Source organism: Stenotrophomonas sp. JAI102 (assembly GCF_013409105.1).
Lineage (GTDB): Bacteria > Pseudomonadota > Gammaproteobacteria > Xanthomonadales > Xanthomonadaceae > Stenotrophomonas > Stenotrophomonas maltophilia_AA.
This window is the reverse complement of the sequence record NZ_JACCCI010000001.1, coordinates 672821-684240: the sequence shown is the minus strand read 5'-3', so window position 1 is coordinate 684240 and position 11420 is coordinate 672821. Positions and strand designations below refer to the sequence as shown.

Annotated in this window: 12 protein-coding genes; 6 read left to right on the top strand and 6 right to left on the bottom strand. The window is 66.0% G+C overall.

What is annotated here, in order from left to right; genetic code table 11:
* Positions 1–131: 131 nt before the first annotated feature.
* On the top strand, positions 132–3797 hold the full coding sequence (locus HDC96_RS03230; protein ID WP_179458710.1) for an autotransporter outer membrane beta-barrel domain-containing protein: 3666 nt from the start codon (positions 132–134) through the stop codon (positions 3795–3797).
* Positions 3798–3844: 47 nt separating this feature from the next.
* Here the strand turns inward: HDC96_RS03230 and HDC96_RS03225 are convergent, their stop codons facing one another.
* From HDC96_RS03225 to HDC96_RS03205, 5 genes are all read right to left on the bottom strand, one after another.
* Complete coding sequence (locus HDC96_RS03225) at positions 3845–4132, bottom strand: hypothetical protein (protein WP_179458709.1); 288 nt, start codon at positions 4130–4132, stop codon at positions 3845–3847.
* Positions 4125–5507 (bottom strand): hypothetical protein, encoded by a 1383-nt coding sequence (locus HDC96_RS18310; protein WP_257018571.1) that lies wholly within the window; start codon positions 5505–5507, stop codon positions 4125–4127. Before HDC96_RS18310 ends, HDC96_RS03225 begins: the two co-directional genes overlap by 8 nt.
* Before the next feature lie 52 nt (positions 5508–5559).
* Positions 5560–6351: an alpha/beta hydrolase gene (locus tag HDC96_RS03215; protein ID WP_179458708.1), complete on the bottom strand. Its 792-nt coding sequence runs from the start codon at positions 6349–6351 to the stop codon at positions 5560–5562.
* 158 nt (positions 6352–6509) lie between these two features.
* Positions 6510–7292, bottom strand: coding sequence for an SDR family oxidoreductase (locus HDC96_RS03210; RefSeq protein WP_179458707.1), 783 nt, complete (start codon positions 7290–7292; stop codon positions 6510–6512).
* The gene (locus HDC96_RS03205; protein WP_179458706.1) at positions 7289–7618 is read right to left on the bottom strand and encodes a nuclear transport factor 2 family protein; all 330 of its coding nucleotides are present in this window, start codon (positions 7616–7618) and stop codon (positions 7289–7291) included. Before HDC96_RS03205 ends, HDC96_RS03210 begins: the two co-directional genes overlap by 4 nt.
* A gap of 98 nt (positions 7619–7716) precedes the next feature.
* Here HDC96_RS03205 and HDC96_RS03200 point away from each other — a divergent pair, with 98 nt between their 5' ends.
* A complete protein-coding gene (locus HDC96_RS03200; protein ID WP_179458705.1) occupies positions 7717–8616 on the top strand; it encodes a LysR family transcriptional regulator in 900 nt (299 codons plus the stop codon).
* Positions 8617–8668: 52 nt separating this feature from the next.
* Here HDC96_RS03200 and HDC96_RS03195 read toward each other — a convergent pair whose 3' ends face one another.
* The gene (locus HDC96_RS03195) at positions 8669–9043 is read right to left on the bottom strand and encodes a glycine zipper 2TM domain-containing protein (protein ID WP_176988680.1); all 375 of its coding nucleotides are present in this window, start codon (positions 9041–9043) and stop codon (positions 8669–8671) included.
* A gap of 196 nt (positions 9044–9239) precedes the next feature.
* Here HDC96_RS03195 and HDC96_RS03190 point away from each other — a divergent pair, with 196 nt between their 5' ends.
* From HDC96_RS03190 to HDC96_RS03175, 4 genes are all read left to right on the top strand, one after another.
* Entirely contained in the window at positions 9240–9647 is a 408-nt protein-coding gene (locus tag HDC96_RS03190; protein ID WP_218842014.1) for an H-NS family nucleoid-associated regulatory protein, read from the top strand.
* 11 nt (positions 9648–9658) lie between these two features.
* Positions 9659–10015 carry a VOC family protein gene (locus tag HDC96_RS03185; protein ID WP_179458704.1) on the top strand — a complete coding sequence of 119 codons (357 nt, stop codon included), beginning with the start codon at positions 9659–9661 and terminating at the stop codon, positions 10013–10015.
* Positions 10016–10061: 46 nt separating this feature from the next.
* Entirely contained in the window at positions 10062–10991 is a 930-nt protein-coding gene (locus tag HDC96_RS03180; protein ID WP_179458703.1) for a hypothetical protein, read from the top strand.
* Between the two features lie 73 nt (positions 10992–11064).
* Positions 11065–11298 (top strand): hypothetical protein, encoded by a 234-nt coding sequence (locus tag HDC96_RS03175; RefSeq protein ID WP_179458702.1) that lies wholly within the window; start codon positions 11065–11067, stop codon positions 11296–11298.
* Positions 11299–11420: the final 122 nt, after the last annotated feature.

Here is an 11420-nt window from a genome sequence, read left to right as displayed (position 1 = left end):
CCCAGTGAATCGTTCTGTGATCGACCCATCATTTACAACTAATTGCATATTTTCTCATTGACAGCCCTCCTACCGTTGCGGCCTCGATCTTCCCGGGCATCTCCAATGCCGACACTACGAGGTTGCACACCATGAAGTCTGATGTCTCAGTACAGCGGGTCCTTTCCCTGGCGATCGCTTCGGTGATCGCAATGGCGGCTGCGGATGCCGCCAGCGCGCTGCCGATCGTTGCCGACGGCACCCATGTCGATGCCAGCGGTCAAACCGTTGCAGGCAATCCCGGCTATCTGGGTCACGCGATGAGCGCCGTCAATGGCGGCAGCATCACCGCGTCGGACATGACCCTGTCCACCAGCGGGGAGCAGGCATCCGGTGCTATTGCCAGTGGGGTCGGCAGTCGCATCGAACTGAGCAACAGCACCATCGCCACCTCCGGCTATGTCTCCCCTGGCCTGAACGCCACGGACGGTGGCAGGATCGCGGCCGATGGCGTGACCTTCAGCTCCACCGGCAACAACGGACGTGGGGTGCAGGCCACCGGCGCCGGCAGTGAAGTCACCTTCAATGGCGGCCGCATCACCACGGCGACGATCTACGCCGATGGCGTGCGCGCCGCCGACAATGGCGTGATCAACCTGGGCCGCGACAGCGCCGGCCAGGGCACCGTGATTACCAGCAATGGCGGCTCGGTCGGCCTGCTCGCTGGCAGCAGCACTGCAGGTGCCAGTGGCGCGATCAACGCGGTCGGTGCCACCGTGAACAGCAACGGGCCTGCTGCCTTCGCCGGCGGCGCGGGCGCCCGGCTGAACATCCGGGAGAGCACCATCAACTCACTTTCGTCTGGCGTGGTCGCCACGCTGGGCGGCCAAGCGGTGGTCGAAAGCACCACCATTCGCGCGGGTCGCGCCGATCGGATCAACAGCCATGGTGTGTCCGCCGATAACGGTGCTCACGTGGATGTCCGCGACACCTCCATCAGCACCATCGGCGCCAGGTCCTACGGCCTCTACGCCACTACTGCGGGCACCATCGATGCCACCTCGACCAATGTCGCCACCACAGGCCTGAACTCCCACGGCGCCGTGGTCGACAGCGCCGACAGCCGCATCACCATCGCCGGCGGCCAGGTCACCACAACGGGCCAGGAAGCCTACGGCCTCTATTCCAGCGCCGGCGTGATCAACGCCGACAACCTCACCATCACTACCTCCGGCCTTGGCTCCATCGGCGTATTCGCACGCGGTTCCGATGCCGTCGTCACCTTGAGCAACAGCACCGTTGTCGGCAACAACCGCGCCCATGGCGCTGCCGCGCTGGGCGGAGCACAGTTGAACATCATCAGCTCCGACCTCACCGCCAACGATTCGAACGGCGTCACCGCCCGCAATGCGGGTACCAGGGTCAACGTCGTCGGCTCCAACATCCAGACCAGCACCCAGGACTCGCACGGAGTACTGCTGAGCGACACCGCCAGCGCAACCATCGACGGCGGCCGCATCAGCACCGCCGGCGACCGCAGTCGCGGCATCTGGGCCGCTGGTGGCAGCACGGTCAATGTCACCAACGCGCGTATCGAAACCGCCGGCAACCGCACCGCCGACGCCAGCGGTCTACCGTTCGGCGCAGCCGGCGCAGTCGCTTCCTCCGGCGCCCAAATCACATTGCAGAACACCGACGTCGCCACTACCGGTTACTGGGGCGACGGTGTCGATGTTGAAGGCGACGGCTCGCTGCTTCGCATGATCGGCGGTAGCGTGCACACCACCGGCGACGACTCCAAGGGCGCCGCCGCCTATGGCGGCACCAACCAGCTCAGCCTGGAGCAGGTCCGGATTCTCACCGAAGGCCAGAACGCGCGCGGCGTGGTGGCGTCTGGCGCCGGCAGCACTGCAGACGTGCTGGGCGTCACTATCACCACCCGCGGCGGTGCATCGCATGGCTTGGACGCCATCGACGGCGCGCGCGTACAGGCAAGTGGTACCAACGTGACCACCCAGGGCAGCGGAGCCTATGCGGCGCGCGCCAGCAATGGCGCACAGATCGACCTGCAGGGTGGCACCCTCTTCGCCGCCGCGTCGGCCGGCCTCGGCCTAGAGGCGGCAACACTGCGCGCCAGCGATGGCACCCGTATCGAAGGCGGCAACGGCCGGCTGGCCGAGTTCGCCTCGGACAGCGCCAACACCGTCTCCTTCGAACGCAACGTGGTCGCCCTCGGCGACATCCGCTTCTCCGATGCCGCCATCGACAGCGACGGCAACGGTTCCCTCGACCGCACCTCCTCCCTCTCGCTGAACCACGACAGCTATTGGAAGGGCGCCACCGATGCCGTCGGCGATCTCTCCCTGGCCAGCGGCAGCCGCTGGGACGTGACCGGCGATTCGCAGATCGGCAGCCTCACGATCGCCAACGCCACACTTGCCTTCGACCACGCTGACGGCCAGTACAAGACCGTCACTGTGGACGGCGACTTCCACGCCGAGAACGGCCTGCTGGCGATGAACACCGCGCTGGGCGATGACACCTCGCCCACCGACCGGCTGCACGTGCGCGGCGACACCTCGGGTACCGCGCGTATCGCCGTGAACAATATCGGCGGGCCGGGCGCCCTCACCAATGACGGCATCCAGCTGGTCCAGGTGGACGGCGTTTCTGCCGGTAGATACCAGTTGCAGGGCCGTGCCGTGGGCGGTGCCTATGAGTACTTCCTGCATCAGGGTGGCCGCACCGACCCGACCGATGGCGACTGGTACCTGCGCTCGCAGCTGCCGGTGGCCCCCATCGACGAGTGCCTGGCCAACCCGCAGAACCCTGCCTGCCTGGACCCCGAAGTGCCCACGCCGGTCGAGCGCCCGGAAGGCGGCGTCTACCTCGCCAACCAGGCCGCTGCCGTCGGCATGTTCGACCTCACGATGCACGAGCGCGTGGGCGAGCCGAACCTGGCCGAGCGCCAGAAGAACGGCGATACGATGGGCGGCGTGTGGGCCCGCGTGACCTCGGACCACACCCGTGGCCGCATCGATGACCAGCTCACCCATCAGGGTCGCCAGAACCTGCTGCAGGTGGGTGCCGACCTCACCCGCTGGGGCCGCGAGGACCGCGGTGTGGTTGGCGTGATGGCGGGGACCGGCGAAGCCACCGAGCGCGTGCTCTCCCAGGTCACCGGCTATGCCGCCGAAGGTCGGGTCAAGGGCCGCGCCGCCGGTGTCTACGGTAGCTGGCTGCGCGATGCCGCCAATGACGGCGGCCTGTACGTGGACAGCTGGGCGCAGTTCGCGCGCTTCCGCAACACGACCCAGGGCGATGCGCTGCAGGCCGAGCGTTACGACAGCCGCAGCACCACTGCCTCGGTCGATACCGGGTACGCCTTCAACGTCCATCGCGGCAGCGCCAGCGCCATGTATCTGGAGCCGCAGGCCCAGGTGATCTGGAGCGACTACCGCATGGACGGCGGCCGCCACGTTGAAACCAACGGCACCCAGGTTCGCGAGGCCAACGCGGGCGGCGTGCGGACCCGGGTGGGCGTGCGCCTGTTCGGTCACACGACCATGGAGGGCATCAACCGGGTGCAGCCCTTCGCAGCGGTGAACTGGCTGCGCAACCATGGCGGCGCGAATGCGGTGTGGATGGATGACATCAAGCTGCAAGGCGCTGCGCCGCGCGATGTGTACGAAGCCAAGGCGGGCGTGCAGTTGCAGCTCAGCCGGGCACTGACTGCCTGGGGTGAGATCAGCGCCGGGCGTGGCGCCAAGGACTACCGCAGCTATGGCGGGCTGCTGGGCGTGAAATACGCCTGGTAAGACGGCGGGGTGGTAACCGATGAGGACGCCCATGGGCGTCCTCATCGCTATTCTGTCGCAGGGTGCTGCGTGGCCCTACCGTACATGTCCTGCCCGGTGAGTTCATTGACCCCACGCAGCAGCGCTTCGGTGGCTGCGTAGGTGGTGCTCGCGTCCATTCTTCGGCTCGCCATGTCCATGCACTCGGAACGGAGCGTTGCGGTCAGCTCGAAAAATGCAGACAGCACGGCCTGGTTGTCAGGCACATCACGCAAGGCCGCCCTGCCAACGGCATAGGCCTGCGCATGGTCGCCGGACTGGATGTGCGTCCTTATGCGATGCGATGCGTCACTCATTATCGTTTCCAGGACGATCAACGCTCGACGGCAATGCCTTCGTCAAACGCCAAACGCCCGCGTCCCTGCCGAGGCTCCACCCTCCGCTGAGCTCCAGCGTCCAGCCCGGCCCCGTCCATCTGGAGGCCTCGCCTTCTACTGGGTCGCCGCTGACGCTGAGCAGCGCCCAATCCTTGGACAACAGCGCCCCGGATTCCGCCGTCAGCTCTCCCCACTCATCCCGAACCGTCAGGGGCGTATAGATCGTCCCCGCGTCATCCAGCGGAAACAGCGAGCGCGGATCGAAGGACACCGAAGGCGTGCGAAGGGAGAGGCGAACAGCATCGTTGCCCAGGAAACGCTGACGATACTCGGCGCTGCGCTGCTCCCGCGCTTTAGCCCGCTGGCCCTCCTCTGCGCGCACTGCGTTCGTTCCATAGGTGTCACCGGCACGGGCAAGGTCCGTCGCGCTCAGTGGCACATCAAGCGTCTCTGCCAGCAGCCCCGGCAGGTCCGAAGTAGCCGAGAGCCCGCTGCGCCATGACGGCGACCAACGATCCAGCAGCATCCCGTACGCCGGCCCGGTCGCATACGCAGCCGAGCGTACGAAACTCTGCGAGACATCCGCCCTGGCGAGCGCCTCCACAACGGCGGGGGCGGCATTGGCATTGCTGGCCGACGCAGCGACCACGCGTCCTGTGTACTCGGCCAGGCCTTCGTTGCGCTCCACCTTTCCTTCCTCATCCCGCGCGCGCGTCGATGGTACCGCTGCTTCGGAACGAAGCGCCCTGAAGCCCAGCGCCGCCGCGGCGTGCTGACGCGCCTGGCGGTCATCGGTTTCCGCAACGGCCTGTGCCAAGGCGCGCATTTCCAGCCGCAACGCCGTGCGACCGGCTTCGCTGTCCAGATGGGCCGTGTCGCCTTCGGCAGCAGGAAGACCGAGGGCCGCCTGCACGCAATGCCACTGCTCGTGCCAGAGCAGCGTCGCCAGCCCATCCCGGTCGGCGGGCAACGGCAGTAGCAGCAGGACACTGGGTACGCCGTCGATGAGGGTGCAGGTGTTGGCAGGCGGCTGATCCTTCCGCAGCGCCACCGGCACCGTTGCCCCGGTCACGGAATTCCGTTGCCAGCTCGTGCCGGAGGCACGGTCATGCACGACCACCGGGGCATCCAGCGGAACACCCCACAGCTTCTCTGCGGCCTGCCTGGAGCCAAGAGCGCCGGCGACGGTGGCGACGCGCTGGAGTACCGCTTCGATCCCAGCCGGTGGGGCCTGGGTCGCAGCTGCAGAGGCCATCACTCCGTTGACGGCCATCGCTGCCGCGACACAACCGCTGAAGCGCCAGCGAAGGCGTTGGTCGTTCCCGGTCCTGTTCGAGAGGGACATCCTTGTCATGAGTGACCCGCATCTGCCTGGAAGGCGTTGCTCCGTCGCACCCGCGCGACGCTTATCGGGTCGATTGTCCGGCCGCCTGGGCCGCCTGGTCAATCGTATCGGCGACCACCTTGGGCTGCGTCATGAAGACGGCATGACTCGCGGCAACCTGGGTGATGCGCGCGTTGATGCGTTTCGCCATGTGGAGCAGCATGGCGTGATCGAAGGCTTTGTCCTCCGTCGCAATCACGGCCCAGCTGGGTTTCGTGCGCCAGGCCGCATGGGTCAGTTTCGTGCCGAACGCCGACATGTTGATGGGCACCTGCGAATCACGCAGAAAGGCCGCATCGGCGTCGGTGGTGTCATGGGCAAAGCCTGCCTTGAATGCGGCGGGAGCGATGAAGCCGTAGCCGTCACTGCTTGTCTCGATCACAAACTCGGGCGTGGGCGCGAAGCCTGTGTACTGCTGGGCCGTCGTTTCGCCAGCGTCGGGTGCCAAGGCGGACACATAGACAAGACCGGCCACCTTGTCGTGTACACCGGCTTCTGTGATCACCGTCCCGCCCCAGGAATGCCCGACCAGCAGGGTCGGGCCGTCCTGGCGATCAAGCACACGCTGGGTCGCCTTTACATCATCGGCCAGCGAGGTCAGCGGGTTCTGGACGATGGAGACGCGGTATCCGCGCGCGGTGAGGTCGTCATAGACCGGGCGCCACCCGCTTCCGTCGGCGAACGCGCCGTGCACCAGTACCACGTTCCTGACCTGCGCACCCTGCGGCGTGGGCACGGCGTCCCGGCCGTAGGCAGAGGAAGCAAGGCTGGCCGCCAGAGCGACCGCGAGCACTGCAGAGATCGGCTTGAACATGGACGTATCCTCGGGTGGATGAACGCACGGCCCGGTGGCCGGCAGGGCCACTATGCACCGCACATTAGGACGATTTGTTGCTTATAGTCCAGATAACTTGATCGTTCGTTCAAATTGACCGACCTACCCTGCCCCCGGGCGGATGCAGCCCACCACGGTCACGCCGTCGGCACGGTTCCACCATCGATGGTGTGTTCCGTCCCGGAGATGGATGCCGCACGTGGCGAGACGAGGAAGGCGATGAGGTCGGCTACTTCCTCCGGTCTGGCGGGCCGGCCGAGCGGGATGCCGCCCAGTTGCTGCATGACCAACTGCTTGCCGCCCTCCTGGTCGGTGCCCGCCTGTGCGGCGACACGCTCGACCAGTGCGATGGCAGCCTCGGTCTCGATCCACCCCGGCGATACGCGCACCACGCGCACGCCCTTTGGTGTGACTTCCTTTGACAACGCTTTGCTGTACGTCGACAGCGCGGCCTTGGCAGCGGCGTATGCCGTCGTGGCATCGGGCAGTGGTAATGCATGCTGGATCGACGTCACATGCAGGATCACCCCCGCCGCTTGGGCGATCATCGCCGGCAGCAGCGCGCGGTCCAGACGCACCGCGGACATCAGGTTGAGGTCGAGTTCCTTCATCCATTCGGCGTCGTCCAGCATGGCAAATCCGCCCGCCGGAGCAGACGAGCCGCCCGCCACGTTGATCAGGACATCGATTCCGCCGAGGTGGCGGAGCGCCGCATCGGCTGCATGACGGGCACCTTCGGCCGTGGAGAGGTCTGCGGTGACGTAGTGGACGGCCTTCTTCCCGCTTGGCGGCAGCGATCGCGCCGTCGCCACGATCCGGGCCTCCAGCCGGGCCAGGAGATCGACGACGGCGGCACCGACGCCGCGCGTTCCCCCGGTAACCACTACCCGCGTGCCGGCCAGTTGGAGATCGAAGCTCACGGCGCGATCTCCAGCATGGCGATCCTGCCCTGCTTCAAAGTGAAGGTGTAGCGCAGATCCACCGGGCTGCCGGGGAAGTCGCCCGAGACATGACTGGTCACGACATAGGCCCCCCCGTGCTTCTCCAGCCTGCGGGGCGTGGTGGTGTAGCGGTAGCGGGTCGAGGCAGCCGCCTTCCAGGCCTGGATCGCGGCGCGTCCCACATGTGTGTGCCCCTCGTCCAGCACGCGTCCGTCCGCGGTGAAGCAGCGTGCGACTGTGTGGGCATCCGTGAGGTCGGCAGCAAAGTACGCCGTGATCGGCTCGGGCAGGGTCAGGTCGTTCATCGGCGTGCTCCATCGGGTTGATGGGCCTAGCGTGAGCCGTGCCGATAAATAAGAGAATCACCTATTATCGAACCAGGCTATGCAGGAATCAGAACACAATGCGCGGTGCCGAATTTGCGGAGCTCAAGGCCTTCGTGGCGATCGTGGACCGGGGCAGCTTCGCCCGCGCAGCCGATCATCTCGGGCTGTCGCGGTCCGCCCTAAGCCAGATCATTCGCCAGCTGGAGTCTCGGCTCGGCGTTCGGCTGTTGAACCGGACCACGCGCAGCGTGTCGCCGACGGAGACGGGGCGAAGCCTGCATGAGCGGATCGCCCCGATGTTCCGCGACATGGACGAGGCGGTCGCGCAGGCGGTCGCCGCCCACGCACGTCCTGCGGGCACGCTGAGGATCAACACGCTCAGCATGGGCGCACGCAAGGTGATCGCCCCACGCCTCGGACGTTTTGCAGCAGCGCATCCTGACGTCGTGCTCGATATCGTGATCGACGATGGCCTGACCGACATCGCCGGGGAAGGGTTCGATGCGGGCATCCGCGTGGGGGGCCGCCTGCAGAAAGACATGGTCGCCGTTCGGCTCACACCGGACGTACAGCTGTTGGCGGTGGCGTCGCCCGACTATCTGGCCCGACACGGCGAACCGCGATCACCCGCAGACCTGGATCGTCATGCCTGCATCAACTGGCGATTTCCAGGCAGCGGAAAAGTGGCTGGCTGGGACTTCAGGAACGGCACGCAGGCCGTCGAGTTTTTTGGCGAAGGCGCGGTGATCGCCAATCACCAGGACATCGTGGTCCCCGCAGCACTGCAGGGTCTTGGCGTGTTCTACGCGTACGACGACGAAGGAATCGCAGAAGCCTTGGCGGATGGGCGGCTCAAGCGCATCCTGGCGGAATGGTCGCCTACCGTGCCTGGCCTGTACCTCTATTACTCCAGCCGGCGCCACCTGCTGCCCGCACTGCGCGCCTTCATTGATTGCCTGCTGGATCGGGATCGTTGAGGCACCGCCCAGCGGATGCCTCAACGCGCGGTTGCTGCCTGTCGGCCAGCCGTCAGCGCCAGCCGCGGTTATGGTGGCGACGGTCCTGGTTCCAGCGACGCTGGTCATGACGGCGGTCGTGGCGGCTGCTGCGCTCGTAACGGTGGTCGCGGTCATAGCGGCGATCACGGTCGTAGCGATAGTCGCGGTCGCGGCGGTCCTTGGTGGTCACGTTGCCGATCGCACCGCCGGCCACTGCACCGCCTGCGGTCATCAGCGGATCGCCGTTGGAGAGCACGTGCCCGGCGACGCCACCCACCACGGCACCCACCAGGGTGTTCTTGTCCTTGCGCGACATCGCATCGGCGTTGCCTGCGGCGGTCACGCCAGCGGTCAGGGCCAACGCCAAGGCCAGGCCACGGAAGCTGAAAGCGGTCGAGGTAAGCATCGTTGGATCCTTTGAGTGGAACGGTGTTGAATTGAATCTGGTGGCCGAAGATTGCCGGAACATTGCGCACCCGCAGATGAACCTCCCCCTGTTCAGTTTGGCGAAAGTACAGCTTTCCCCTCGCGCCGATCTGCGATGGCTTCACGCCGGCATTTGCTATCGTGCCCTCCGTCCGTCCCACCTACCCTGGAATCCCATGCCCCGAACGCCCTCCACTGCCCGCTCCGCATCCAAGATCAACGCCAGCCTGGCAGCGGCGGTCGCGCGATCAGGCATGGATGAGCAGGCACTGCTGAAGGCCGCCACCCGGGAGGCCTACGAACGCGTCACTGTGCTGCTGAGCACCAGCTTCGCTGACTTCACTCCGGAGCAGCAGCGCAGGATCCAGGCACTGGTCGGAACCGAAGGCCCGGCCAGGCGTGAAAAGCCCGCCAAGGCCGCCAAAGAAGATCTGCCACCGCGTTTCTGGTTGCCGCACAGCGGCGCCACCTGGTCCGGCCGCGGCCGGGTGCCCAATGCGTTCCTGTCCTGGGAAGGCACCGTGGCGCATACCGAATGGAAGAAGACCCACCCGGATCAGCGTTTTCCTGCCTATCCGGGCTGAGGCGATCATTGATGCAGCAGACCGTCATCCCCCAGCTGCGCATGACCGATGCCACGGTCAGCGTGCCCTTCTACCAGCGCTTGGGGTTTGCAATCGACTGGGAACACCGGTTCGCCCCGGACATGCCGCTGTTCGTGCAGATCAGCCGTGAGGGCCAATCGTTGTTCCTGAGCGAGCATGCCGGCGACTGCGAGCCTGGCGGCGCCGTCTATTTCCACGTCCCGGACGTGGATGCACTGCACGCTGCGTTTGTCGCGGCCGGAGCGCCGGTGTTCCGACCGCCGGCGGACGTGCCCTGGGGCGGGCGCGAGATGATGGTGATCGATCCGGACCACAACCGGCTGCGGTTTGCGACGCAGGGCGACTGATCGAAGCGACTATGATGGTCGCCATTGAACGAAGCAGTGGTTGCAGATGAGTCGCGGAATCAAGATGCGCAAGGCGGTGGGCACGCACGGCACCCTGCACCGGGTGGGCGACCTGCAGAAGCGCCATGACGCGCAGCAGACCCTGCCGACCCTGCTGTGCGATGGCTGCAACGTGCCGGTGCGGTTCGTCCCCGAGCACAGCAGACCCGGCGTGGATCGTGCCCCGCCGCTCCTGGTCCCCGCCTACATCGCGCTGCAGAAAGGCACCGAGCATCTGCCCGGCTGTCGCTACAACGCGCCCGGGCACCTGCAGGTCCTCCTTGCCAGCGGAGCCGATCCCGAGTTCCTGCTGGCCATGGACGATGGCAGGCATGAGCTTCGCCTGTTGATCCTCCAGCAGGCCCTGAAACGCGGCAGCGCCGGGCCGACGCTTCTCCCGGCAGACGCACCGCTCGACCATTACCTGCGCACCCTCACCGACCTGCTCACGCTGCAGGCGATGTGCGAGGACGACACGCTGCTGGCTGCGCAGCTGACCCTGCGCCTGGGCAAGAAGCGGGTGGATTGGACGAATTTCGTCTACCGGCAGGACCGCTACGACGCGGCATGGGAACGGCTTGGCTCAGCATCCAGCGAGCTGCCGATGGCGCTGCTTGGGACCGTGCGGTCACATCGCACGCCGCAGCCCGGTGACCCCCATGGCGTCACCTTCCTCAACTGTGCCCCGAAGTATCAGCACACCGGCGTGACCGACCGCCGGGATTTCTACGAAGTCAGCGTCGGGCACCCCGATGCCGCGTGGCTGAAGTCCTTCCCGGTGGGCGCTGAGATCGTGATGGTCGGGCTTTGGCGCCAAGGCAGGAGCAGCACCACCTCCCGGCCGCATCCGACCGATCCGCGCCGCACGATCACTAGTGTCACCCACAAGCTGGCACTGCGGCCGGTTGTTGCCGGACAATTGGCCTTGGTGGAATAACGCGGTCTGTGGGTGCCTGCATGGCGGCCAGACCTACGCGATGTTTGACCCCGCTATAAGGAGATAGCCGCAGATGAAGGACACGCAGTACTGGTTTGTCGCGCGTTCCAATGGCTGGGGATGGGGACTTCCCTGCGCCTGGCAGGGATGGGTCGTCTACACCGTCGCGTTCGCGTTGCTGATGGCCAGCCCATTCGTGTTCTCGCCATTCAAGGAACCCGTGGCGTTCCAAGTGTGCACCTGGACTGTCGTCATAGCGCTGGTGCTGATCTGTTGGAAGAAAGGGGAACCGCCCAGCTGGCGTTGACAACACGCGGGCATGCAAACGTATCCTAATATTTCAAATGCGAATGGTTCGTGATACGATTGTTAAAATTTCTTGAAACCCCACACGGACGTCCCCAGCCATCGCCAGCGGGCTCCCATAGC